21 protein-coding genes, 1 rRNA gene and 1 pseudogene are annotated in these 24,691 nt (G+C 33.5%); 19 read left to right on the forward strand and 4 right to left on the reverse strand.

Annotation, left to right across the window (positions count from 1 at the left end; genetic code table 11):
- Nucleotides 1-246 precede the first annotated feature (246 nt).
- The 3 genes from NZD85_RS14075 to NZD85_RS14085 all read left to right on the forward strand — a co-directional run bounded on the left by NZD85_RS14075 (nucleotide 247) and on the right by NZD85_RS14085 (nucleotide 2,495).
- Nucleotides 247-675, forward strand: a complete 429-nt coding sequence (locus NZD85_RS14075) for a CC0125/CC1285 family lipoprotein (protein ID WP_188319027.1) — start codon at nucleotides 247-249, stop codon at nucleotides 673-675.
- A 94-nt stretch (nucleotides 676-769) separates the two neighbouring features.
- A complete protein-coding gene (locus tag NZD85_RS14080) occupies nucleotides 770-2,026 on the forward strand; it encodes a Y-family DNA polymerase (protein WP_260542483.1) in 1,257 nt (418 codons plus the stop codon).
- Between the two features lie 10 nt (nucleotides 2,027-2,036).
- On the forward strand, nucleotides 2,037-2,495 hold the full coding sequence (locus tag NZD85_RS14085; protein WP_260542486.1) for a LexA family protein: 459 nt from the start codon (nucleotides 2,037-2,039) through the stop codon (nucleotides 2,493-2,495).
- Between the two features lie 65 nt (nucleotides 2,496-2,560).
- Here the strand turns inward: NZD85_RS14085 and NZD85_RS14090 are convergent, their stop codons facing one another.
- Entirely contained in the window at nucleotides 2,561-3,934 is a 1,374-nt protein-coding gene (locus NZD85_RS14090; RefSeq protein ID WP_260542488.1) for a hypothetical protein, read from the reverse strand.
- A 314-nt stretch (nucleotides 3,935-4,248) separates the two neighbouring features.
- Between NZD85_RS14090 and NZD85_RS14095 the strand changes: the two genes are divergently transcribed.
- Together NZD85_RS14095 and NZD85_RS14100 are read left to right on the forward strand one after the other, a co-directional pair.
- The gene (locus tag NZD85_RS14095; RefSeq protein ID WP_171623682.1) at nucleotides 4,249-4,497 is read left to right on the forward strand and encodes a type B 50S ribosomal protein L31; all 249 of its coding nucleotides are present in this window, start codon (nucleotides 4,249-4,251) and stop codon (nucleotides 4,495-4,497) included.
- Between the two features lie 131 nt (nucleotides 4,498-4,628).
- Nucleotides 4,629-5,801 (forward strand): proline dehydrogenase family protein, encoded by a 1,173-nt coding sequence (locus NZD85_RS14100; protein ID WP_171623681.1) that lies wholly within the window; start codon nucleotides 4,629-4,631, stop codon nucleotides 5,799-5,801.
- Between the two features lie 55 nt (nucleotides 5,802-5,856).
- Here the strand turns inward: NZD85_RS14100 and NZD85_RS14105 are convergent, their stop codons facing one another.
- Nucleotides 5,857-6,159 carry a hypothetical protein gene (locus NZD85_RS14105; protein ID WP_171623680.1) on the reverse strand — a complete coding sequence of 101 codons (303 nt, stop codon included), beginning with the start codon at nucleotides 6,157-6,159 and terminating at the stop codon, nucleotides 5,857-5,859.
- 181 nt (nucleotides 6,160-6,340) lie between these two features.
- Between NZD85_RS14105 and priA the strand changes: the two genes are divergently transcribed.
- The 6 genes from priA to NZD85_RS14135 all read left to right on the forward strand — a co-directional run bounded on the left by priA (nucleotide 6,341) and on the right by NZD85_RS14135 (nucleotide 14,826).
- On the forward strand, nucleotides 6,341-8,800 hold the full coding sequence (gene priA / locus NZD85_RS14110; RefSeq protein WP_260542491.1) for a replication restart helicase PriA: 2,460 nt from the start codon (nucleotides 6,341-6,343) through the stop codon (nucleotides 8,798-8,800).
- 189 nt (nucleotides 8,801-8,989) lie between these two features.
- A complete protein-coding gene (locus NZD85_RS14115; RefSeq protein ID WP_171623678.1) occupies nucleotides 8,990-9,679 on the forward strand; it encodes an ABC transporter ATP-binding protein in 690 nt (229 codons plus the stop codon).
- 56 nt (nucleotides 9,680-9,735) lie between these two features.
- Entirely contained in the window at nucleotides 9,736-10,965 is a 1,230-nt protein-coding gene (locus NZD85_RS14120; RefSeq protein ID WP_260542492.1) for an ABC transporter permease, read from the forward strand.
- Nucleotides 10,965-12,221 carry an ABC transporter permease gene (locus NZD85_RS14125; RefSeq protein ID WP_260542494.1) on the forward strand — a complete coding sequence of 419 codons (1,257 nt, stop codon included), beginning with the start codon at nucleotides 10,965-10,967 and terminating at the stop codon, nucleotides 12,219-12,221. Before NZD85_RS14120 ends, NZD85_RS14125 begins: the two co-directional genes overlap by 1 nt.
- A 24-nt stretch (nucleotides 12,222-12,245) precedes the next feature.
- Entirely contained in the window at nucleotides 12,246-13,379 is a 1,134-nt protein-coding gene (locus NZD85_RS14130; RefSeq protein WP_260542496.1) for an efflux RND transporter periplasmic adaptor subunit, read from the forward strand.
- 859 nt (nucleotides 13,380-14,238) lie between these two features.
- Entirely contained in the window at nucleotides 14,239-14,826 is a 588-nt protein-coding gene (locus tag NZD85_RS14135; protein WP_260542498.1) for a hypothetical protein, read from the forward strand.
- Nucleotides 14,827-14,985: 159 nt separating this feature from the next.
- Here the strand turns inward: NZD85_RS14135 and NZD85_RS14140 are convergent.
- A pseudogene (locus NZD85_RS14140) lies at nucleotides 14,986-15,306 on the reverse strand (transposase); the annotation flags it as partial.
- A gap of 307 nt (nucleotides 15,307-15,613) precedes the next feature.
- On the opposite strand from NZD85_RS14140, the gene NZD85_RS14145 reads away from it, so the two are divergent.
- The 7 genes from NZD85_RS14145 to NZD85_RS14175 all read left to right on the forward strand — a co-directional run bounded on the left by NZD85_RS14145 (nucleotide 15,614) and on the right by NZD85_RS14175 (nucleotide 20,942).
- A complete protein-coding gene (locus NZD85_RS14145; protein ID WP_260542502.1) occupies nucleotides 15,614-15,988 on the forward strand; it encodes a transposase in 375 nt (124 codons plus the stop codon).
- Complete coding sequence (locus tag NZD85_RS14150; RefSeq protein WP_260542504.1) at nucleotides 15,909-16,877, forward strand: Na/Pi cotransporter family protein; 969 nt, start codon at nucleotides 15,909-15,911, stop codon at nucleotides 16,875-16,877. Before NZD85_RS14145 ends, NZD85_RS14150 begins: the two co-directional genes overlap by 80 nt.
- A gap of 106 nt (nucleotides 16,878-16,983) precedes the next feature.
- Nucleotides 16,984-17,565 (forward strand): HdeD family acid-resistance protein, encoded by a 582-nt coding sequence (locus NZD85_RS14155; RefSeq protein WP_317619466.1) that lies wholly within the window; start codon nucleotides 16,984-16,986, stop codon nucleotides 17,563-17,565.
- Between the two features lie 265 nt (nucleotides 17,566-17,830).
- Nucleotides 17,831-18,109 (forward strand): RteC domain-containing protein, encoded by a 279-nt coding sequence (locus tag NZD85_RS14160; RefSeq protein ID WP_260542507.1) that lies wholly within the window; start codon nucleotides 17,831-17,833, stop codon nucleotides 18,107-18,109.
- Between the two features lie 393 nt (nucleotides 18,110-18,502).
- On the forward strand, nucleotides 18,503-18,958 hold the full coding sequence (locus NZD85_RS14165) for an HRDC domain-containing protein (protein ID WP_225542449.1): 456 nt from the start codon (nucleotides 18,503-18,505) through the stop codon (nucleotides 18,956-18,958).
- Nucleotides 18,959-19,594: 636 nt separating this feature from the next.
- A complete protein-coding gene (locus NZD85_RS14170) occupies nucleotides 19,595-19,990 on the forward strand; it encodes a hypothetical protein (RefSeq protein ID WP_260542509.1) in 396 nt (131 codons plus the stop codon).
- A 373-nt stretch (nucleotides 19,991-20,363) separates the two neighbouring features.
- Nucleotides 20,364-20,942, forward strand: coding sequence for a hypothetical protein (locus NZD85_RS14175; RefSeq protein WP_260542511.1), 579 nt, complete (start codon nucleotides 20,364-20,366; stop codon nucleotides 20,940-20,942).
- Between the two features lie 175 nt (nucleotides 20,943-21,117).
- On the opposite strand, the gene NZD85_RS14825 is transcribed toward NZD85_RS14175, so the two are convergent.
- Nucleotides 21,118-22,484 (reverse strand): IS3 family transposase gene (locus NZD85_RS14825; protein WP_396127070.1). Its coding sequence is split into 2 segments (ribosomal slippage): nucleotides 21,118-22,022 and nucleotides 22,022-22,484, totalling 1,368 coding nucleotides; the frame shifts between segments, so codons are not numbered across the junction.
- A 617-nt stretch (nucleotides 22,485-23,101) separates the two neighbouring features.
- On the opposite strand from NZD85_RS14825, the gene NZD85_RS14190 reads away from it, so the two are divergent.
- Nucleotides 23,102-24,620, forward strand: a 16S ribosomal RNA gene (locus tag NZD85_RS14190).
- Nucleotides 24,621-24,691 lie beyond the last annotated feature (71 nt).

Here is a 24,691-nt window from a genome sequence, read left to right on the forward strand (position 1 = left end):
AGTTTATCAGATAAAGCATTATAACTTAAATGATTTTTATTAGAATCAATGAGTTAATAGAATGTTAAATAAGTGGTCGAGAAAAGAATGTTAATGTTTTGAATTTAATGACTTTAAAAGGGAATATGAAATGAATGTCATTTATTAAAAAATAATTTGTTAAGAAAATATTTAGATTTCTTAAAATGAGTTGTAAAAGGAACAACTTTTGTTAAAGCTCTTTTTACCAATTTAATTTAATTTAATATGAAAAGAATAACTCAAATTTTATGTGCTGGAGTTTTTGTATTGACTTTGGCAAGCTGTAATAACAGCAAAGCTGTTGCATACCAAAAATATAATGGAACAGGAGGTTACACCGAAGAAAAGGTGAATAATGATACGTATATTGTAACATTTGATGGAAATGAGTACAATAAAAAAGGAAGAACATTTGATTATGCTTTGTTAAGAGCAGCGGAAATAGGACAACGAAATAACTTTGATTATTTTGCTGTATTGAGCACCGTAAACGAAAAAGTTTTAGAAAAAAGTAACAGTTACACGAAGTTAGATACTAACGATACATGGTTGAAAGTACAATATTTCAAAAACAATAAACCATTAAAATATCAAACCGTTTACGAACCAGAGGTTGTGATAAAAGAATTGCGCAAAAAATATAAAATGAAATAACTGAAAAGTCACTTCAATTGGAGTGGCTTTATTTTTTATTAAATTAACATTTTCGATGACACGATGTGGCGTTTAATCTTCTCAACTTTGCAGCATGTTCGCTTTAATTGATTGTAATAATTTTTATGCCAGTTGTCATCGTGTATTTCAACCGAAACTTCTTCATCAGCCTATAGTTGTTTTGTCTAATAATGATGGTTGTGTCATTTCGCGTTCTGCAGAAGCGAAGTTAGAGGGGATTCCAATGGGAGCACCTGCACATCAATTTAAACGAATTTTTGAACAAAAAAAGATAGAGGTTTTTTCGTCTAATTATCAATTATATGCGGATATGAGCAATCGAGTGATGTCAATTTTATCGACGTATTCACCTGATTATGAGATTTATTCGATCGATGAATGTTTTCTAAAATTAGAAGGATTTAATCGTTTTGATTTGAAAAATTACGGATTAGAAATCAAATCTAAAATATATCAGTTTACCAAATTACCCGTTTGTGTTGGAATTGCACCAACAAAATCATTGGCAAAATTAGCCAATCATATTGCGAAAAAATTTCCAGAAATTCACCAAGGTGTGTATGTAATCAAAACGCAAGAACAAATTTACAAAGCACTGAAATGGTTAGATATAGAAGATGTATGGGGAATTGGTCGACGAATGTCTCGACGATTGAGGTGGATAGGTGTTAAAAAAGCACTCGATTTTGTACAATTAAAAGATGATTTTCTTCGAAAAGAATTTTCGATTGTTGGTTTACGTCTGAAAAAAGATTTATTAGGAGAAGCTGTTTTAGATTTAGAAACCGTTTCAGCCAAAAAAAGTATTGCAACAACACGTAGCTTCGAAGAATATACCAGCGATTTTGAATATGTGAAAGAGCGTGTTTCGACTTTTGCTGTTTCGTGTGCAGAAAAACTTCGTAAACAGAAATCATCTTGTAATTTGATTACAGTATTCATTCAGACCAATAATTTTGATAAAAATAAACCACAATATTATCGTTCTATTTCGTGTCAATTGCCTTATGAATCCAATTCGAGTATTACCTTGTCTAAGTTTGCAATAAAGGTTTTTGAACAAATTTATAAAGAAGGATACGAGTACAAAAAGGCTGGAGTAGTGGTTTCGGGAATTGTTTCTTCGGATCAAAAACAATTGTCACTTTTTGAAGAAGAAAATCAACATCATCCTAATTTGATGAAAGCAATTGATACGATGAACAAGAAGTTTGGTGCCTCAAAAATAAAGTTAGCTTCGCAGGATTTGAATAAAACATGGAAAATGCGTCAAAATAAATTGTCTCCTTGTTATACCACAAAATGGAAGGATTTATTAGTTGTTTATTAAACGAATAAAGATGAAACATATTATAAAAATGATCGACCAAGAACTAACAGTTTTTGAAATCAATACGGAAGGTAAAAAATATTATATACCAAATTTTGGTCAAGTAAATGCAGGTTTTCCTTCGCCAGCGGAAGATTTTGTAAACGATAAAATAAGTTTGGACGAACGTTATTTAACGCATCCCGAATCTACTTTTTTGATTGTGGTTGGTGGAGATTCGATGTATCCTGTTTATCAAAAAAATGATGTTTTGGTGATTCGAACAGATTTGATTCCCTTGCATAATGATGATATAATTGTATCAGTCAATCATGATGATTATACCTTGAAACGTTTTGATAAAGTCAATAATAAATTAGTTGCTCTTAACGCGAGCTATAAAAATTGTGTACAAATACAAGAAAGTGATGAGGTGATTATTTTAGGTGTTGTAGGCGTATTAGTTAGAGAAAAAAGTAATCGAATTTAGATTTATTTAAATGAATTATAGTTCATAAAAAAAGCTCAATCAAATTATGATTGAGCTTTTTAATTTTATTGATATGCCCCAATCGTAGGAGTCGTTCCTCGTGGTTGACCATTATAATCTAACGGAAATTGTTGTGCAAAACTAACTTTTCCTTTATTCTTTGCAGGAGATTCGGCTTTTAGCCATAGTTTATTGGCATTATAATCAGTGTTTTCAAACATTGGGTTTAATGTAATATTGTCCAAGAAATTTGGAGCAGTTGTTACATTTAATGTTGAGGTATCCGAATTATGAATAATATTGGTATCGAATAAATAATTAAATGGAGCACCATCTTTTTTATCTAATACGATTGCATTTGGTGTACGTTCATTATAAAAAATACAGTTTCCAAAAGTCGCTTTTGTTAAAGCCGAAACATTTTTATCATTGTTTTCGTTACTCAAGAAAAGTGAATAAGCTGGTCCGGCTGCAGTTGCAAAATTGAAATAATTAGCAAATGTTGAATGATAAAATTCGTATGATCCACCATATTCTATAGCTAAAGTTGCTAAATTACTGTTGTTCATAACCAAATTATGACCAGTAATTGTGGCATTTGTAGCTAAAATTCCGTACGATTGATTATTAACAATCTTCGCATTACTAATCTCTAACTTCGCATTGTTCACATGTAAACCAGTATCGGCACCAATAATTTTAGCATAATTAATTTTTGACGTACTATTTGGCGCTAATTCTATTTTATTCCATTGATCAGGAATCGAATCATATTTGTTGTCATGACGAGCCGAACGGAATTTTATTTCCTCATTCAAAGCACCATTTACCATAAGTTTCGCGCTGTTACCAATCGTTAAACTCGCACCTTTTTTGAAATATACTTTCGCACCTTTGTCAATTGTTAAATCGCTGGTAACAGTTAAATTTCCATCAATCACTTGCGCTTCATTTACATTCCAATTAGCAGAAGAAATCGTAGCATCTTTCGGATGAATTTTAGCTTTTTCTATCCACGATAATAATTTAATCTTTTTCGAAGAATTAGATGTTTCGAAATTAATTTCATCATCGTATAATGGATTTTGAGGAGCTTCTTGTGCATTAACTTCAACGAAAATAAATAAACTATCTTTTTTACGGATAGGAACATTTTCGAAACTTGTTCCTGCTTTTCCGTCAACATTAATATTAAAAAATGATTGATCTCCACGTGTCAAATAAATTTTCGGAATCACGCGATCATCATTTTCCGGGTTATAAATTTTTAAGAGATATGTCTCTGATTTCGAGAAATTATATACGGTGTCTACGGAAACAGTATCTTTGCTATAGCGCAATTCAGAACTAATTGGATCATAGTCAAAATCATCGCGACACGATTGAAAACCAATCAAAGAAGCGATACCAAGTCCAGCGACAAATGTTTTTACATTCATAGAATTAATGATTCATTGATAATAGTTAAACAACAAATGCGGTAATTTATTGTTTATAAGACAAAGATAAAAATTAGATTTTTATAGAGAGAATCTGAGAAAAATATTTGTACAAATAACGAAAATGTTTATATTTGCACCACGAAAAAAATGTGTACAAGAAGTGCAGGTTTAATTTTAAGAAGCCCATTACACTCGAAATTAAATTTGCTTAACGTATTGTTTAAGATGTTTTTTCAGTCAAATTGATTGCAACATTCTCAAAATAATATTATCTTTGCACTCCAATAAAGTTAACAAAGAAGATTAAAAAAATGAAAAAAGATATCCACCCAACAAATTACCGTTTAGTAGCATTCAAAGATATGTCTAACGAAGAAGTATTCATCACAAAATCTTGTGCAGATACTAGAGATACATTAGTTGTTGACGGAGTAGAGTACCCATTAATCAAAATGGAGATTTCTTCTACATCTCACCCATTTTACACAGGTAAATCTAAATTGGTTGATACTGCAGGACGTATCGACAAATTCAGAAGCAAATATGCTAAAAGAGGATAAGAATAGGCAACTATTTTATACCATTAAAATATATCAAAAACCTACAAGAATTTCTTGTAGGTTTTTTTATTTTAATCAGGTTTTAATTATAAATTTGTAAAGTTATATAACACAAAAAATAATTAACTCACATGTCATTATTCGACAATACACAGTTTGCTTTCGAATCGAAATCTGACAAAGATTTAAAGAAAGCCTATTACTTATACAAATTAATCGGAAGCCCCGCATTAACAAGTTTTGGAACTAAGTTTTTTAATTTACCATTTGCCGTAGATTTACCATTCGTTAAACCTGCCATTCGCGAAACAATTTACAAACAATTTGTAGGAGGCGAAACAGCAGAGCAAGGTGTGGTTGTAGCAAATGAATTATTTAAATACCATGTAAGTTCTATTTTAGATTACTCGATTGAAGGATTAACAGAAGAAAAACAATTTGACGAAGTTCGTGACGTGATGTTACACTTAGTTGATTTGGCAAAATCAAATCCTTCAATTCCATTTGTAGTTTTTAAACCTACAGCATTTGGACGAATCGAATTATTTGAAAAAGTAGGAAAAAAACAAACATTAACAGCTGAAGAAGAAAAATCTTGGGCAAATATTCGTCAACGTTTCGAAGCAGTTTGTCAAAAAGGTTACGATTTAGACGTTAACATTATGATTGATGCAGAAGAAACTTGGATGCAAGGATCTGCAGATGATTTGACAGACGAAATGATGATGAAGTACAATACAAAACGTGCCTTGGTTTGGAATACGTTGCAAATGTATCGTCACGACCGTTTGGCTTATTTGAAAGAGATGTATGCAAAAGCTGAACGCGAAGGTTATTTCTTAGGATTTAAAATTGTTCGTGGAGCTTATATGGAAAAAGAACGTGCACGTGCGCAAGCAGAAGGTTATCCATCTCCAATTCAACCAAACAAGGAAGCATCAGACAGAGATTATAACTTAGCTTTAGAATTTATAACAACGCATCATGAGCGTTTTGGTTTATTTGCAGGTTCGCACAACGAAGAAAGTTGCGAATTGTTGATTAAATTAATGAACGAAAATGGAATCGAGAAAAATAATCCTAATTTCTGGTTTGGACAATTATTCGGAATGAGTGATAATATTTCGTTTAACTTGGCTCATTTAGGTTATAATATTGCAAAATATTTACCTTACGGACCAATCAAAGAAGTGATGCCATACTTGGTTCGTCGTGCACAAGAAAATACCTCTGTTGCTGGACAAACTGGACGAGAATTGATGTTGATTGAAAAAGAATTAGAACGTCGTAAAAAATCGAAATAATCGAAATTTATTATAAATAAAAATCCACTCAAACGAGTGGATTTTTTTATTCAATCTATTTTTTCTTAATTCTAATTTTTCCTTTGTGTTCGTGATACATCATACATGTCGCTTTATTATCGAGCTCATCACATGTTTTTTCAAAATCATAAATAACACTTACACTTTCACCTTCTTTTTTTTCTGAAAGTATTTCAGCATTGCAAACCAAATAATCCACTTTATTATCTATACGAATGTAAGTTCCTGTACAATCTCTAACAATTTCTCCTGTAAATAAGCGATCGTGTGTAACAGTTGTGCTACAAGAAAAAAGTATGAAGGTAGAAAGAGTTGCTAAAGTGAAAAGTGATTTCATATTTTAAAGAATTTATTATTCTTAAAGATAAAATTTTCAATTCAAATTTATAGCTCATTTTATATAATTATTTATCCAAACAAACTGAAAATGAAATGATAATAGTTTGTAAAAGTTTATGCTTTTATAATCTTAATTTCTGAGAAAAAAAATGCTTAACTTGCCCTTTTAATCGTATAAAATGAACATAACTTATTTTGCTGAAATTATTTTACCACTATCGTTGAATGGGACTTTTACTTACCATCTTTCCGAATCAGATGTACAGCAAATTAAGATTGGTCAGCGTGTTTCTGTACCTTTTGGAACCCAAAAGCTGTATACAGGTGTTGTACATTCTGTTCATCAAAATGCGCCAGAATTATACAAAACAAAATCAATTCATGCTTTTTTGGATGACGAACCTTTGGTTACGCAAACACAGATAAAGTTTTGGGAATGGATGTCGAATTATTATATGTGCTCATTGGGAGATGTTTTTCGGAATGCCTTTCCTTCAGCGTTAAAATTAGAATCCCAAACATTTGTTCGATTGATTAATCCCAATTACGAAACGATTGAAGAATTAAATGATTACGAATTCTTGGTTTTCGAAGCATTGAAACTTCGAGAAATTATTTCGGTTGAAGAAGCTGCTTTGATTGTAGATGAGAAATCTGCTATTCCTACACTTAAATTATTAATTGATAAAGGAATTATTCGGTTAGATGAAAAACTGAACGAAAAGTATACACCAAAAATTGATAATTATGTCAGATTACATCCCAATTTAAAAGGAAATGAAACGGCTTTTATCGAAATTTTAAGTCAATTAAATAAAGCACCAAAACAACGTGAAACCTTGTTACAATTAATTACGTTAGAAACGCAATTGCAAGAAAAACCGCTCAAAGTTGCTGATTTTGTAAAACAAGGTGCTACAAATGCAGTGTTGAAATCGTTGGCAGAGAAAGGAGCTGTTGAGATTTATCAGCATCAAACATCTCGCGTAGAAGAAGAAGAAAAAGATGTTGCTGCGATTGCGGAATTAACGTTGAAACAAACTGAAGCTTTAAACCAAATTAAAGAATATTTTAGAGAAAAATCCACTGTTTTGTTGCATGGTGTAACGTCAAGCGGTAAAACGGAAATTTACCTCAAATTGATGGAGCAAGTGATTGCAAAAGGAAATAAGGTGTTGTATTTATTGCCTGAAATTTCTGTTACCACGCAAATTGTTCATCGTATCAAAAAGCATTTTGGTGAAAAGGTAGGGGTTTATCATTCTAAATTCAATCAAAATGAACGTGTCGAATTGTGGCAAAAGACCTTGAACGGAGATTTTGACATTATTATCGGTCCGCGAACGGCGCTGTATTTACCTTTTGATCATTTGGGAATGATTATCGTTGACGAAGAACACGAATCGTCTTACAAACAAATGGATGTTAAACCTTTTTTTCATGCACGCGATATGGCGATGTTGTTAGGAGGAATGATGAATGCGAAAATCTTATTAGGTTCTGCTACGCCTTCTGCTGAAAGTTATTTTAATGCAAAACAAAATAAATATGGTTATGTTGAGTTAAAAGAGCGTTTTGGAAATATACAATTGCCAGAAATTAAGTTGATTGATCTAAAAAAAGCACAAAAAGAAAAGGAAATAACAGAAGATATTTCGCACACACTTCGAGACGAAATTTTTGAGCAATTAAACCTAAAGAAACAAGTCATTCTGTTTCAGAATCGTCGTGGATATGCACCGATTATGGAATGTAATACCTGTGGTCATACACCCGAATGTTCGAATTGTGATGTGAGTTTAACTTATCATAAATTCTCAAATCAATTAAAATGTCATTATTGTGGTTATGCCCAAGCTAAGCCATTACGTTGTCCAAGTTGTGGTTCGCATGAATTGAATACAAAAGGTATCGGTACAGAACAAATAGAACATCAAGTGCAGGCTATTTTTCCAGAAGCGAAGGTCAGAAGAATAGATGTAGATGCGATGAGAGGAAAGTTTGCCTACGAAAAATTAATTGAAGATTTTGAAAACAAAGAAATTGATATTTTGATCGGTACACAAATGATTACTAAAGGGTTTGATTTTGGAAATGTAAATTTTGTTGGTGTGATTCGAGCCGATTCTTTGTTGAATTTCCCTGATTTTAGAGCACATGAAAAAGCATTTCAATTGTTGACGCAAGTTTCTGGACGAGCAGGGAGAAGACAAGAACAAGGGAAAGTATTGATTCAATCTTTTCAGCCCGAACATCAGATTTTGCAAAATGTCACAACGTATAGTTATGCGCCAACGATGAAGGATATTTTGTACGAACGCAAAGAGTTTTTGTATCCTCCTTATGCACGCTTAATCAAACTTCGTTTTAAACATAAAAATAAAGAACGATTAGATAAAACAGCAGCTCAATTGGTTACTTTACTTCAACCAAGTTTCGAGACTAAATGTTTGCTTGGACCAGAAGCGCCGTCGATTGGACGAATCAATAATTTATATATTACAGATGTGATGATTAAAATTCGACCAAATCAATCGCCTCAAAAAGTAAAAGATTTAATTCAATCAAAAATAGATCAATTGCATACAATTGCAGCTTTTCGTTCGGTACGAATTGATGTAGATGTAGATCCAGTTTAAAAATATAAACTCTCAAAACCTTAGGTTTTGAGAGTTTTTTAGTTGATGTTATACTTCAAAATTACTTAACGATTTAATTCGATACAGCTAAGATTAAATCTATTCAACAGAATTCTTCAAAAGTGAGTGTAACATTTTTCCAATAATTTCGACTTATCTGTTATCTTTATTGAAATTTTACAACAATCTATGATATCTATTCGAGATTTAAATAAATCCTACATAATGGGGAAAAATAAACTTCACGTATTAAAAGGAATCAACCTTGAAATAGCGGAAGGCGAGTTTGTTGCGATTATGGGATCTTCGGGTTCGGGTAAATCAACTTTATTGAATATCATTGGAATGTTGGATGAACATGATACAGGTGTTTATGAACTGGATGGTGTTAGAATTGAAAAATTAAACGAGACAAAAGCGGCTAATTATCGGAACAAATTCTTAGGTTTTATTTTTCAATCCTATAACTTAATTAGTTTCAAAAATGTATTGGAGAACGTAGCCTTACCGCTGTATTATCAAAAAGTAAAACGTTCAGACCGAAATAAAATAGCACTTAGTTACCTCGAAAGAGTAGGATTGGAACCTTGGGCTTCTCATATGCCTAACGAACTCTCGGGAGGACAAAAGCAGCGTGTGGCAATAGCACGAGCTTTGGCAGCAAAACCTAAATTGTTATTAGCAGATGAGCCTACTGGAGCATTGGATACCAAAACTTCACAAGAAGTCATGCATCTAATTCAAGAAATTAATGACGAAGGAAAAACAATTGTGATGGTAACGCACGAAGACGATATTGCGAATATGTGCAAACGTATTGTTCGTCTAAAAGATGGTATTATCGTGAGCGATGAACATGTAGAACAAATAAGAGTTTAATGATTTTCGAGTTTCAAATTTCGGAAATTTTAAATCAAAAATCGTAAATATAGAATATGTTTGATACAGACCGTTGGCGAGAAATTTGGTCGTCTATTGCAAGTAATAAATTGCGTACAGCATTGTCTGGATTGACAATTGCTTTGGCGCTTTTTGTGTTTATTACATTGTATGGATTGGGAAATGGTTTGCAAAATGGTTTTCAACAAGAATTTTTTCAGGCAAATTCGTTAAATATAACTATTAACGGAGGAACAACAACAGAACCTTATAAGGGATTTAAGCAAGGACGAAAAATTGAGTTGGATGTCAAAGACTTCAATTTTATTCAACATTCTTATCCTGAAGAAATCAAATCAGTTGTAAGTACAATTGCCAAAGTAGATACGATTCGAAACGAAGCCAATTCTGGTAGTTATTCGATTACTGGAGTTTATCCTGCTTATGAGGGAATGATCAATGAAAAAGTAACTCTTGGTCGATTTATCAATCAAAAAGATATGGACAATCAGACCAAATCTATTGTAGTAGGACGATTAGTTGCACAAGACTTTTATCCCAATCAAATTGCGATTGGTAAATACTTACAAATAGGAGCGAGCATGTACCAAATTGTAGGTGTTTTCGAAAGTAAAGATGGTGGCGATAATGCCGAACGAGCGTTGTATGCACCATTCACAACATTCAGAACAATTTATGCGACAGATAAGGTTTCATCTATTATTGTAACGCCAAAAGATGGCATGTCCTTGACTGATATTTCTAAATTAGCAAATGCAATCGAATATAATATGAGAGCTCGACACAATGTTGCGCCTTCAGATTATGGTGGTATGTGGGTGCGTAACGCTGCCGAAACAATGGAAGATACCAATCAGTTTTTTGTAATCTTAACAATAATTGTCTTTATAATTGGAGGAGGAAGTTTAATTGCAGGAATTGTAAGTATCGGAAACATAATGGTGTTTAGCGTAAAAGAACGTACCAAAGAAATTGGTGTTCGCAAGGCTTTAGGTGCAACACCAGCCAATGTTTTGTCGCTTATTTTGCAAGAAGCTATTATAATTACACTTATTTTTGGAGCCATAGGAATTGCTTTTGCTGCTTTATTAGTAGAGAATATTGGCGATAGTTTAGAAGAATATTTTATTTATAATCCAGGTGTTGAAACCAATTCGTTGGTAATGGCTTGTATTATTTTGTTTGTTGCAGGAACAGTTTCTGGATTAATTCCAGCTTTGAATGCAGCACGTATAAAACCAATTGATGCTTTAAGAGACGAATAATGAACTTTGTAAAATTTGTTTTTGATCCAGATGCTTGGAGCGAAGTCTACGCGGCGATTCGCAAAAATAAGTTGCGCACTATTTTGACGATGATAGGTGTAGCCTGGGGAATGTTCTTGTTTGTTCTTTTGTTAGGAGTGACACGTGGTTTACAAAATGGTTTTGATCGCAATTTGGCAAATGCCGCAACCAATTCTTTATTTGTTTGGGGAGGTACTACTTCAATGCCGTACCAAGGTTTTCAGAAAGGACGCACAATTGAATTGAAAATGAGTGACGTTCGACAAATTCAGGCCCGATTTCCTCAAATTTCGTTGCTGGCACCGCGAAATTCAAAACCAAATTCTCTTTTAACTTACGGTACAAAGTATAACAAATATACAGTTAATGGAGATTATCCAGATCAAAACCGAATGTTTGGAAAAGACATCATTCAAGGTCGCTTTATCAACGAAGATGATATCAAAACTGAAGCTAAAATTTGTGTTATTGGAATAGAAGTTGCCGAACAATTCTTCGGAAAAAACGCACATCCTTTGGGAAAATCAATTCGTATAAGTGATAGTTATTACACAATTGTAGGGGTTTACGACACGCCTTCTTCACCCGTAGAAAGCAAAGATCAGGTATTTATTCCATTTACAACATTCCAAAAAATATACAATCAAGGAGAAACAATTCAATATTTGAGCTTGAGTTTACCCAATAATTATAATATTGTAGCTTTTGAAAAAGAATTGAAAACGTTTCTCAAACAAATCAAAAACATTGCACCCGAAGATGATCAAGGAATAGGTGGTTTTAATTTAGGTGAAATGCTGGGTAAAATTATGAAGTTTGTAAAAGGAATGCAATTTTTAGCAATCGTTGTAGGCGGAATGACTCTTTTTTCCGGTGTTATTGCAATTGCAAGTATTCTATTGATTACGGTTTCAGAGCGTACAAAAGAATTCGGAATTCGAAGAGCTTTAGGTGCAATTCCAGCTCAAATTCGAGGTCAAATTTTATTAGAGTCTGTTGTGTTGACTTTAATTGCAGGATTAGGCGGAATTATTTTTGCTGCATTATTATTAATGGTTCTTAACGAAGTGATCATTCCATCCAATAAAAACATACCTTTATATAATGCCTCAATCGATTTGATTACCTTATTTACAGCTTTAGCTGTTATGGTTGTTATGGCAACTTTGGCGGGATTAATTCCTGCACAACGCGCAATACAAATCAAGCCAATTGATGCTTTAAGAGACGAATAACTAAAACTTAACAAATAGAAAAGAATGAAAAAAATTCTAAAGATTTTGATGATTGTCATTTTTATCGGCGCTGTAATCGGTGTGATTGCGTATTTCGGTAAAAAGAATAGCCAAGACAACGAAGTTTATGAAACAACAACGCCTTTTATGGGAAATATCGAAGTAAAAGCTGTTGCAACAGGCGAAGTGAAACCGTTAGAAACGATAGAAATTAAACCCAATATTTCGGGGGTTATAAAATCAATCAATGTATCCGAAGGTCAATATGTAGAAAAAGGACAATTAATTTGCGAACTAAAAGTTGTCCCAAATGTTCAATCGCTAAATGCGGCGCGTCAAGCTATTCAAGCTGCACAGATTACAGTCGATCAGGAACGTCGTAATTTCAATCGAACATCTACTTTATATAATCAAGGCGTTTTACCTCGTGCCGATTACGACAACGCAAATGCAATTTATAAGTCGGCTCAACAACAATTAAAAGCTGCTGAAAATGATTATAAAGTCGCACAAACAGGTATTGCTCCAGGTTTGGAAGCGTATGCGACGACACGTATTTTAGCAACAACTTCTGGAATGATTCTCGACATTCCTGTTGAGGTAGGGAATATGGTTCAAGAAATCAATAATTTCTCTACAGGAACGACGATCGCTACAATGGCAGATGTTAAGAAAATGATTTTCGAAGGAAAAGTTGACGAAGCGGAGGTCGGGAAACTAAAAGAAGGCATGAAAATTAACGTGTCGATTGGGGCAATTCCAAATAAAACGTTTACAGCAATCTTAGATTTTATCTCGCCTCAAGGAGTAGCGAATAATGGAGTAGTGCAGTTCGAAATCAAAGCGCCAGTACAATTGGATTCTAATAATTTTATTCGTGCAGGTTACTCTGCAAATGCTGAGGTAGTGACGCAGGAAGCAAAAAATGTTTTGTTGGTAAAATCTGCTCATGTGCGCTATGATGAAAACCAAAAGCCGTATGTCGAAATTCTAACTTCTGGCAAAGGACAAGATGCGAAGTACGAGAAAAAATACATTACATTAGGAATTACAGATGGAGTAAATGTACAAGTGAAATCAGGTCTTAACAAATCAGATAAAATAAAAATTTGGAATACCGATTTAGAAAAAGATAAAAACGGAAATGGACCGCATTAAAAATAGCCATTAAACAATAGATAGAAGGAAAATAGTGATGTTTTCCTTCTTTTTTTTTTGACTAATTTATTTCGCTTCGCGAAACCTTTCCCGAGTTCATAACCCAAAAGTAGCCGCTGCCCATTTGCTTGATTCAGCAAATCGTCACCGCCTAATCATTCCATGCAGTGAAAATACAAACCTCGCGCGCAATGAGTTTCCTTTTTTTAAACTATAAACCGTCAACAAAATTTAAACTCTTGAAAACCAATTGTACCTTTCGTCAGTTCGCGTGAAAATCTGTGATTTTTGTATAGAGAACTTAGACGAATTTCCATCAACCTTCAACCGTCCAAAAAAAAGTATTGTATACACTCTACTGCCTCTCTACTGCCACTATGTTGCCTTCATCTTGCCTTCATCCTGCCTTTAAGTAGGGAGTAAGCTGCAAGTACGAATTGAGGATATAGCTGATTTTCACGAAACTTAAATCAAAATTATGACTAAAAATATTAGTTCTATTTTTAAGTAGCGTAGGGTATTTTACTTTCATTTCAATATTGACTGGAACTCAAGGTTGGAAAAATATGTTTGATAGTCTAAAAAATATAAAAGAAAATTCACTCGATTTTTATATGTTTTTATGGGCAATTATAATTTCAGAATACTCTTATTTGTTAACATAAAACTTTATTTGAATTTAAAATCACACAAAAAAAATCCACAAACAATTCTAAATACGCAATTAATTATCATATTTAATTAGCTTATTTACAACAAGTAATGTTTATTTTAACTTTTTATTTGGTTTTATAGAAAGTTGCGTATATTTGAGAGTTATGTGGCATTTTAAGAAGACACCCGAAACGACAAACAGAAAATGAGTTTAGACCTTAATGTATATTGTAAAAATCTTTCGGCTGACTTGGTTCCGAAAATTGTAAAACGACTTAACGAATTTGATATGGTCGTTGAAGTTCACCCAGACTTTAAACTAGACCAAAACGACGATACAGGTTTTATACCTTTTAAATTCCGTTTAAAAAATCCTTACTTCGACAAATTAAAAGATAAGGAATTTAAAAGTGGTTTTGAAATTTATATCGACGACTTTGATTTGCAGAAGGCCAAGGACGATTTAAAACCAAAGCTTTCGTTCTTTGACAAATTACTTGGGAAGAAACAACCTGACGTTGAATTTGCAAAACCTGAAATTGAAAATCGACTTAAAGATTGCAATAAAGTAGTGACTTTTGTTTGGCATTCAGGCGACACATTTGAACTCCGATTTGCATCTATGACAAGTGCTATACTGACAGAGTTAACAAATGGTGTTTGTTGTTATCCAGCAGACGACATTTGGTATGACAACAAAAACATTGTAGAAGAAGCATACAAAGAAGCGTCAGACTATGAAAAATCAATAAAAGAAAAAGACTTTGAATTTCACGAGTTTGACGAATGGTAATAACAAACAAAACGCCACATAACATGGGTAACTGTTGCACAACTCCAATTTTTATAAAAATTTAAAATATTTGACCTCGTTTAAGCCATTTTAAGCGAGGTTTATTTTTAGAGAAATATATTAAATTGTAAAATTATAGGGGTTTAAAAACGCACTTTTTTAAGTCGTGAAGGAGTAATTTTGTAAAAAGCTGTATTTCCCTTGTTTTAGGGAAACAACTTGGGCTAAAACACTCGGGGTTTTGAAAATAAAACGTAGATATTTCTTCAAGTTGTAAGATAAACTTGACATCAAAACGTGTTTATTGGCTTGTGCCATTCCTCTGCTGTTGATTCGTTTTAGGTTAAAAAAGTTAATCAACGTTCCTAAAACGGGTTCTACCGTAGCACTTCGTCGTTTTACTAACCTGCGGTGATATGCTTTGTTTTGGGTGAGTTTTTCGTGCATTTTATCGTACAAAGGTTTGTGAATGCTCTCTTGACTTTGGCTGTCGTAATATTTTTGAGTGGATTTGTACAAAAAATGTAAATCTAATGCTTGATTTACACGGCGATAAAAGTTATCGGTTGAACTAACCGCTCTCAGCTTAGTTCGTAAAATAATTGTGGGGTAAATTCTTTTCGTCCTTGCATACTACAAGATCCGAATTTTTTTTATTTTTGAGTTGTGCAACAAGCACATGGGGTTTGCCATCGCACTGAATGGTCTTGCTATATATGTAAATCCCCCAAAAACTCCGACAGTTTAAAAGATTAGAAAAATTTATAAATTTAAACTGTTATTAGAGATGAAAAAGTCAAGATTTACAGAAACACAAATCAGCCAAGTACTCAAGGAGCATGAAGCTGGAAAAAAGGCATCCGATATATGTCGAGAATTATCCATCAGTCCAAATACCTTTTATTTGTGGAAGCGCAAGTATGGTGGCATGGATCAAGAAATGTTGCGTCAATACAAAGAATTGGAGCGAGAAAATGCACGCTTGAAGAAGATGTATGCGGATTTGAGTTTGGATCACAGTATTTTAAAAGAGGTCATCGAAAAAGAAAATCATTTATCAATAGGAAGAATAAGCAAAAAGAATGTTAGAGAATTTTCAAACGTTTATAATCATAATAGCATCGATAGCTCTGTTTGTATTTGGATTGCAGAGTTTCAGTAAAGAAATAGAAAGTCTTGGCACCGAAAAGCTATCAAAATGGATTGGCAAAATAACCAAATTACCATTGGGTGGATTTTTATTGGGAGGGCTGTTTACTTCTATTGTACAATCAAGTACCTTGGTATCAACACTGACGGTTTCATTGGTTAATACAGGTGTTATTACTTTCCGTGATAGTATTCTAATTATGCTTGGTACAAATATCGGTAATACATCAACAGCTTGGATTGTATCTATGAACTCGTCTTTCCTCGGGCCGTTTTTTATTGTTTTAGGAACAGTAATTAGTATGATACCCACTAAAATTGCCGTTGCAGGTAAATCTGTATTTTACTTTGGTTTTATATTTTTTTCATTATCATTTATCAGTCAAGCTATGGAGCCAATAAAGAACGACCCTTTATTGGTAGATATTTTATCTAAGGCATCGAATCCTTTATTAGGCATTATCTACGGCATCATCATTACAATAATAATTCAATCCAGTTCTGTAGTTGTCGGATTAGTCATTGTCTTACTTTCGCAAGGTACTATTGATATTGAAGTTGCTATTCCTATAGTAATCGGAGCTAATATAGGTACTACTTCCACTGCACTGCTTGTTAGTTTAAAATTTTCATCTTTATCAAAATTGGTAGCATGGTCGGCATCGGTTTTTAATATTGTTGGGGTTATTATTATGTTACCATTTTTCGGTGTTCTGAAAAATATAGCACTCTCATTCAGCGATATACCTGCATTACAAGTAGCTATGGCATTTACGGTGAGTAATACATTTACATCGCTATTTTTCCTTTTGCTTATAAATCCAACGATTCGCAGATTACAAAAACATAAATGGTATAGACAATCATTTGAAAAACCTTCAGAAATAGAAATTACGAGTTAAAAAAACAAAAGAATATATAATTTAATAACAGTAAAAACTAAGTATTAGGGCTACATTTTTAAAAACAATCAAAAAAACAGTAAAACATTGGTACGTACCTGCAATTATTGGGGGACTTCTAATCGTATTTGGAATTTACATTTTCACAACACCGCTCGAAACCTATGCCACATTAACGATGCTATTCAGCCTTTCATTTTTGTTCTCAGGTATTGCTGAAACTTTCTTTTCTGTACAGAACAGAAAAATAATAGAGGGATGGGGTTGGTATTTGACGGGAGGTATTTTTAATTCGGTTATCGGTCTGATGCTATTATCCAGACCTGAAATATCAGCATTTACATTACCACTTGTTGTTGGCTTTACACTTATGTTTCGTTCGATACAAGGATTGGGGTTCTCTTTTGAGCTTAAAAATTATGGCTCTTTAAAATGGGGGAATCTTGCCATAGCAAGTATTTTGGGACTTGTGTTTTCCATTATTCTATTATTCAACCCAATTTTCACAGGAATATCATTAGTGGTAATGACAGCTTTAGCCTTCATTTTTTCTGGTATTACGGGAATTGTTTTAGGTTTTCAACTAAAGAAACTAAAAGCTCTACCTTCTAAAATCAGAAAAGAGCTTAATGAAAAAATAGAGGTGTTGAAAAAAGAATATTATGAAGAAATTGAGCGTGAAGATTAGTAAGAGTAATAGGTAAAATAAGTTACTTTTTGTATTAGTCCATAATGTCTGTTTCTGTGAAAATAAATATTTAAGGAAGGATGTTATAAATGATAGTTCATTTGTGACAGGGCAGATTATATAGTAAATGGGGATGGAAAGCGAAGCTGGTAATCCCCCTAATAATAATCCCCAAGTAGTGTATTCAAATAAACTAAATAGCTCCTAATTGGCACGTTTATGCAAACTTATATTTATTAATGTATGATTATTTTAAGACAACTCAATGGATAAATTCTACAACAAAATAATGTCTGAGTTGGAAATTGCAATCAATGAATTAGAGATTAAAGGCGATTGTTCTATACAACGGATAGAAGCTATTATACAGCTTATCATTAAAAGCCTTTCAGATTTAAAAGAGTTTGTACTAAAAAACGATTTTAAAGATATGGAAGCAGAAATCTATTTTTTCAAATATCAGAAACCTGTTATTGTTTCGAAGCTCATTTACTATAATGCTGTTTATAAAATCGAATCAAAGCCAATCAACTACAAGTGGTGAATAAAATATAAGAGACTACAGCTAATAACTAAACTTTAGCTTCGCTCTGTTCGGGCAGAGCCCTCGGGTCGTCTTGTCCGGAGTGCACGAAATCTTTAGGTTTACCGAATACAAAAACAAATAGAATGCATAAGGTAGATGAATTAATAATCACTGTGCAGCTTTAAGATACATGAGCAGTAATTTTACAATTACTGCTTTTTTTTTATAGTTAATTTAGCATTTTTGTCTGTCTAAACTATTGATGATAGGCTAAAACATTACGTTATTAATACCTTATGATTTTTAGAAATATTAACTATATTTGAAAGGAGTTTGTGTACTTTTTTCACAGACTGACGTTAGCAGCAACCGCTTGGGACAACCGTAACTTGACAATTTAACAGTATAAAAATGAAAATAAAGCACTTTTACATACGGCTGAACAAAGAAAATTTACAAATAGACCAAGACACTTTAAATAGTTTTTTGGACAATGTAGTTGTCAAGAAAACAGTAACAGAGCTCATAAATGGACAGCCTAACTTTTGGTCAATTTTAGTTTTTTATGAGGAGCAAAAAACAAACAGACAAGACAGAAACTCTGAAAAAAATGCTGTAATTTCGGAAACAGAACTTACAGAAGAAGAGAAAAATATTTATGATGTTTTGAGAGAATGGCGACAAGACAAAGCGAGTGAATTAAATGTTCCTAGTTATGTAGTTGCTCATAACACAGAGCTTATGACCATAACTAAAATAAAACCTCAATCAGTAGATGAACTTTCAAAAGTAAAGGGCTTTGTTAGTGGTGGACAAAAAATTACAAAATACGGAGATGATATAATCGCTGTTCTTAATTCAATCTAAAAACCAATATTTTGTTAGTTATTGTGCCTCGACTACGTCTGATACAATACAGCATCACTTCTGCGGTGATGCTGCAATAACTAAGCTTTAGCTTCGCTCTGTTCGGGCAAAGCCCTTGGGTCGTCTTGTCTGGAAGACACGAAACCTTTAGGTTCACCGAATACAAAAACAAATAGAATGCATGAGGTAGATGAACTAATAATCACTGAACACCAAAACAAATCATTAAAATGTGAAGTAAAGCCTGTTGAACCCTTCCATAAACTCAGGACAGGTTCACCGGAGTTAGCTTTTAATTCTTATGGAGTTATCGAAGTTTAGTTTTAAGATATACAAGCAGTAATTTTACGATTACTGCTTTTTTTATAGTTAATTTAGCATTTTTGTCTGTCTAAACTATTGATGATAGGCTAAAACATTACGTTATTAATACCTTATAAATTTATGAAATATTAACTATATTTGAAAGGAGTTTGTGTGCTTTTTTCACAGACTGCCGTTATAACCAATGTTAAAATGACGACCACGAAAAAAAATCGTCAGAGCTGTCTTTGACATTAAAGAAATGGCATTTGGTAATTTTTAAATAGAACCGAAAATTTAACATAGGAAATTGGTTAACGAAATAGAAAAATAATGGGAATAATTATTCTGCCTTTTTTGCTTGGTGCATTAGGACTTTCAGTATTTGCAATAATTCATACTGTTAGACTCTTGAGAAATAAGGAAATCAACTTTAAAGAAATCATTTTCGGACTTGTTATTTCAGTCTCAATATTTGGACTTATTTGCTTATCATACTTATTAGAAGGTAAAGCCTGGGGATTAAGTCCGGCATTTAGAATTCCAATTTTTATGGTTTTTGTACCTTTTGGTTTTTACTTATTTAACAAGACAAATAACAATCAAAAATTGAAATACTTTGCGAATTTGGTATTAATTAGTATTGGACTGACAGGAATTTTAGGAATAATTTTCAACGACCTGTTTTTTGTATTAATCGACATTTTAGGAATTGAAAAACACTATTAATCAAATGAGAAACGACAGAAACACTGGCTATAATAACTAAGCTTTAGCTTCGCTCTGTTCGGGAAAAGCCCTCGAGTCGTCTTGCCCGGAGGGCACGAAACCCTTAGGGTCACCGAATACAAAAACAAATAGAATGCATGAGGTAGATGAACTAATAATCACTGTGTACTTTTAAGATATACGAGCAGTAATTTTACGATTACTGCTTTTTTTATAGTTAATTTAGCGTTTTTGTCTGTCTAAACCATTGATTATAGGTATAAAACCGTGAATTATGAATACCTTATGAATTTCAGAAATACTAACTATATTTGAAAGGGAGTTGTGTACTTTTTTCACAGACTGATGTTACCAGCAATTTTTAGACGACACAATGCAAGAAATGAATGCCTTTACGATTACAGCAACCTTAATACTTTATGGATTGACATTTCTATGCTTTTTTATTCCGTTTAAAAAAGGACAATGTCTGGCTGGATATATCGCTGGAGGAACTTTAGCAGTAATAATAACTCTGACACTAATCGGAAATTTAGACTTTCTAGTAAATTTTATTTGGCTTGTGATTATTATGTTCCAAATAATTTTCATTTCTTATTGGATTTTTACTGCTTTTAAGAAAATAGGACTTGTAATATCGACAATTCTGATTGTAGGATTTTTTCTTCTCATAATGCAACCTTGGATTTCAGACTGGACATTTAGTAAGAAAGATGCTACAAAAATTCTCAGCTATCATAATATAGAATTAAAAGACGATTTCAAAATTTTAAAGAACGAAGCAAGAGGTTTCAGAGACTACTATGAAACATTTACGTTAAAACTGTCCGACAATGATTTTAACCGTATTTGTCAAACAATAAAGACATCTAAAAATTATAAAGAACATTTTACAGATTATACCGAGCTTCCGCTTCCAGCATACAAAACCTCTGACACAGTTGATTTTTGAAACAAATAATTATTTTGAAAGGGAATATTGGACAAATAACAAAATAGAAAACGGTACATATCATTTTCGATTTCAGTTAGACAAAAAAAACAAAGATTTGAGCTACATTGGAAGCGATGAATAAAAAACTGCTTATAATATTAGACTGCACCCAAAAGTTTGGACAGATTAAAAATTAATAATTATAAAAATGAGTTCGATATTGTATCGGGCTCATTTTATTTAAGTTCGATTTTATTCTATCGTTATTGTAATAGTAAATGTATTGTTTTATTTCTTTTTTTAGCTCTTCAATAGAATTAAATTTTTGTAAATAAAATAGTTCCGATTTCAGTATTCCGAAGAAATTCTCGATAATAGCATTATCTAAGCAATTTCCTTTTCTACTCATACTTTGTATGATTCCTTTTTCATTTAATAAAGCCTGATATTGTTTCATTTGATATTGCCATCCTTGATCTGAATGTAATATCAAATCTTTAGTGTCTTTCGTTATTTTAAATGCCTTTTTAAGCATTTGAGTTACTTGATTAAAAACAGGTCGTTCGCTTAACTCATAGCTGATAATTTCTTGATTGTACAGATCCATTATTGGTGATAAATATAGTTTTTTATCTTTTACTTTAAACTCGGTAACATCTGTTACCCATTTTTGGTTGGGTTTATCAGCCTTAAATGCTCTTTGCAAGATGTTTGGTGCAATCTTTCCTTGTTCTCCTTTGTAAGATTTGTATTTTTTTCTTCGAATCAAACTCTTTAATCCTAAGCTATTCATCAGTTTAAGAACAGTTTTATGATTGATGATAGTTCCTGATTTTCTTAATTCATCGGTAATTCGTCGATAGCCATATCGCCCTTTATGCTGATGATAAATGGATTTTATCTTAAGTTTTAATTCCTCGTATTTATCTGTTTTACTACGTGAAATATGATAGTAAAAGCTGCTTCTAGCCATATGTGTACAATCTAAAAGTAAATTTAGATGAAATTCTGGCCTTAATTCATTTATGGCTTGTGTCCAAGTTTCTTTTGTTTTTCTTCCTCGGCTTGAATTAAGGCATTGAACTTTTTTAAGAGTGCATTTTCACAACGTAAACGTTCAATCTCCAACAATAGTTCTTCTTCTCTTGTTAACGGTTGTTTCGATTTTTTAGGTCTACCTTTAGATGTGCTCATAGTCTTGGGACGGCCTTTTGGTTTGGGTTTTAATCCGTCTATTCCAAAGGTAGCAAAATCTTTTTGCCATTTTATAATAACCGATTCACTTGGAATATTAAATTTCAAGCGTGCTTCACGAAAACTAAGAAACTGTTTGGTTATAGACTTAATAACTTTCAACTTAAATTCAACGCTATACGTTTGGTTTTTCTTAGGTTCTAAACCTAAAGCTCCTTGATTATGATAATCAGTAATCCACTTACGCAATAAACTTCCTGAAATACCTTCTTGATGTGATATAGAATGAACTGAATGATGTTTTTTTAAAACTTCTTTGACACATCGCAACTTGTATGTTACATCATATTTTACTTTTCTTGCCATAAAAAATGCCCCCAAAAGTGTCTAACTTTTTGGGGGCAGTGTATATCTACTCATTTTCTGTAGTAAAAACGATGTTTTTGGGTCAGAAATCTACTATCTAGTTTCTCAAATCTAAAAATCTCAAAAAATATTTCCCGTCATAACAGTCAGTTAGGGATAGAAAGTAAAATAAATGTAAAATGCGTTTGGAAGTTCGGAAAAATGGGTTGTATATTTGCAATCCCAATACGAAAGACGAGTAGTATTGTAGTTGACATAAAGTAAAACAAGCGACAAAAATTTTAAAAAATAAATTTTGTTGAATTAGAAATAAGTTTTACCTTTGCAACCGCAAATCACGAGAGTGATTTTGCTGCGAAGTAAATTGATTTGTTGAAATAAAAACTTTAAATTTTTTAAAATAAAATTTGGTAGTTAAGAAATAAGTTTTACCTTTGCAACCGCTTACAGAAACAGCGATGTTTTGTAAGTTATAAACAGAGAAGTTCATTTGAAATTATAATATATACAGAAGAAAAAATAAGCCGAATAATAACGAAGTCAATCCTTGAATAATGGAGCTTAAGGAAATTCGAAGTTGTAAAAACATAAGTCTTATAGACTAAACAAAATAATTTACAATGGAGAGTTTGATCCTGGCTCAGGATGAACGCTAGCGGGAGGCCTAACACATGCAAGCCGAGGGGTATAATTCTTTCGGGAATTAGAGACCGGCGCACGGGTGAGTAACGCGTATGCAACTTGCCCTACTGAAAAGGATAGCCCTTCGAAAGGAGGATTAATACTTTATAATAGATTTCATAGCATTATGGAGTTTTGAAAGATTTATCGCAGTAGGATAGGCATGCGTAAGATTAGATAGTTGGTGAGGTAACGGCTCACCAAGTCGACGATCTTTAGGGGGCCTGAGAGGGTGAACCCCCACACTGGTACTGAGACACGGACCAGACTCCTACGGGAGGCAGCAGTGAGGAATATTGGACAATGGGTGGAAGCCTGATCCAGCCATCCCGCGTGTAGGAAGACGGCCTTATGGGTTGTAAACTACTTTTATCTGGGGATAAACCTATCTACGAGTAGATAGCTGAAGGTACCAGAAGAATAAGCACCGGCTAACTCCGTGCCAGCAGCCGCGGTAATACGGAGGGTGCAAGCGTTATCCGGATTTATTGGGTTTAAAGGGTCCGTAGGCGGATTAATCAGTCAGTGGTGAAATCTCATAGCTTAACTATGAAACTGCCATTGATACTGTTAGTCTTGAGTAATGTTGAAGTTGCTGGAATGTGTAGTGTAGCGGTGAAATGCTTAGATATTACGCAGAACACCAATTGCGAAGGCAGGTGACTAAACATTAACTGACGCTGATGGACGAAAGCGTGGGGAGCGAACAGGATTAGATACCCTGGTAGTCCACGCCGTAAACGATGGATACTTGCTGTTGGATTTTCGGATTCAGTGGCTAAGCGAAAGTTATAAGTATCCCACCTGGGGAGTACGTTCGCAAGAATGAAACTCAAAGGAATTGACGGGGGCCCGCACAAGCGGTGGAGCATGTGGTTTAATTCGATGATACGCGAGGAACCTTACCAAGGCTTAAATGCATAATGACAGGACTAGAAATAGTTTTTTCTTCGGACAGAATGCAAGGTGCTGCATGGCTGTCGTCAGCTCGTGCCGTGAGGTGTTAGGTTAAGTCCTGCAACGAGCGCAACCCCTATCATTAGTTGCCAGCGTTTAAAGACGGGGACTCTAATGAGACTGCCGGTGCAAACCGCGAGGAAGGTGGGGACGACGTCAAGTCATCACGGCCCTTACGTCTTGGGCTACACACGTGCTACAATGGTAAGTACAGAGGGCAGCTACTTGGCAACAAGATGCGAATCTCGAAAACTTATCTCAGTTCGGATTGGAGTCTGCAACTCGACTCTATGAAGCTGGAATCGCTAGTAATCGCATATCAGCCATGATGCGGTGAATACGTTCCCGGGCCTTGTACACACCGCCCGTCAAGCCATGGAAGCTGGGGGTACCTGAAGTCGGTGACCGTAACAGGAGCTGCCTAGGGTAAAACTGGTAACTAGGGCTAAGTCGTAACAAGGTAGCCGTACCGGAAGGTGCGGCTGGAACATCTCATATTTAGAGAACGACGAATTTTCTTCTATTAATTAGAAGATTGATTTTGATTCGGCTTTTTATTCTGTATAAAC

Source organism: Empedobacter stercoris, assembly GCF_025244765.1.
Classification (GTDB): domain Bacteria; phylum Bacteroidota; class Bacteroidia; order Flavobacteriales; family Weeksellaceae; genus Empedobacter; species Empedobacter stercoris.

Excerpts from the sequence above, each read along its gene's own strand:
- NZD85_RS14075 (WP_188319027.1), top strand. The coding sequence starts at position 247 with ATGAAAAGAATAACTCAAATTTTATGTGCTGGAGTTTTTGTATTGACT.
- NZD85_RS14080 (WP_260542483.1), top strand. The coding sequence starts at position 770 with ATGTTCGCTTTAATTGATTGTAATAATTTTTATGCCAGTTGTCATCGT.
- NZD85_RS14085 (WP_260542486.1), top strand. The coding sequence starts at position 2,037 with ATGAAACATATTATAAAAATGATCGACCAAGAACTAACAGTTTTTGAA.
- NZD85_RS14090 (WP_260542488.1), bottom strand. The coding sequence starts at position 3,934 with ATGAATGTAAAAACATTTGTCGCTGGACTTGGTATCGCTTCTTTGATT.
- NZD85_RS14095 (WP_171623682.1), top strand. The coding sequence starts at position 4,249 with ATGAAAAAAGATATCCACCCAACAAATTACCGTTTAGTAGCATTCAAA.
- NZD85_RS14100 (WP_171623681.1), top strand. The coding sequence starts at position 4,629 with ATGTCATTATTCGACAATACACAGTTTGCTTTCGAATCGAAATCTGAC.
- NZD85_RS14105 (WP_171623680.1), bottom strand. The coding sequence starts at position 6,159 with ATGAAATCACTTTTCACTTTAGCAACTCTTTCTACCTTCATACTTTTT.
- priA (WP_260542491.1), top strand. The coding sequence starts at position 6,341 with ATGAACATAACTTATTTTGCTGAAATTATTTTACCACTATCGTTGAAT.
- NZD85_RS14115 (WP_171623678.1), top strand. The coding sequence starts at position 8,990 with ATGATATCTATTCGAGATTTAAATAAATCCTACATAATGGGGAAAAAT.
- NZD85_RS14120 (WP_260542492.1), top strand. The coding sequence starts at position 9,736 with ATGTTTGATACAGACCGTTGGCGAGAAATTTGGTCGTCTATTGCAAGT.
- NZD85_RS14125 (WP_260542494.1), top strand. The coding sequence starts at position 10,965 with ATGAACTTTGTAAAATTTGTTTTTGATCCAGATGCTTGGAGCGAAGTC.
- NZD85_RS14130 (WP_260542496.1), top strand. The coding sequence starts at position 12,246 with ATGAAAAAAATTCTAAAGATTTTGATGATTGTCATTTTTATCGGCGCT.
- NZD85_RS14135 (WP_260542498.1), top strand. The coding sequence starts at position 14,239 with ATGAGTTTAGACCTTAATGTATATTGTAAAAATCTTTCGGCTGACTTG.
- NZD85_RS14145 (WP_260542502.1), top strand. The coding sequence starts at position 15,614 with ATGAAAAAGTCAAGATTTACAGAAACACAAATCAGCCAAGTACTCAAG.
- NZD85_RS14150 (WP_260542504.1), top strand. The coding sequence starts at position 15,909 with ATGTTAGAGAATTTTCAAACGTTTATAATCATAATAGCATCGATAGCT.
- NZD85_RS14160 (WP_260542507.1), top strand. The coding sequence starts at position 17,831 with ATGGATAAATTCTACAACAAAATAATGTCTGAGTTGGAAATTGCAATC.
- NZD85_RS14165 (WP_225542449.1), top strand. The coding sequence starts at position 18,503 with ATGAAAATAAAGCACTTTTACATACGGCTGAACAAAGAAAATTTACAA.
- NZD85_RS14170 (WP_260542509.1), top strand. The coding sequence starts at position 19,595 with ATGGGAATAATTATTCTGCCTTTTTTGCTTGGTGCATTAGGACTTTCA.
- NZD85_RS14175 (WP_260542511.1), top strand. The coding sequence starts at position 20,364 with ATGCAAGAAATGAATGCCTTTACGATTACAGCAACCTTAATACTTTAT.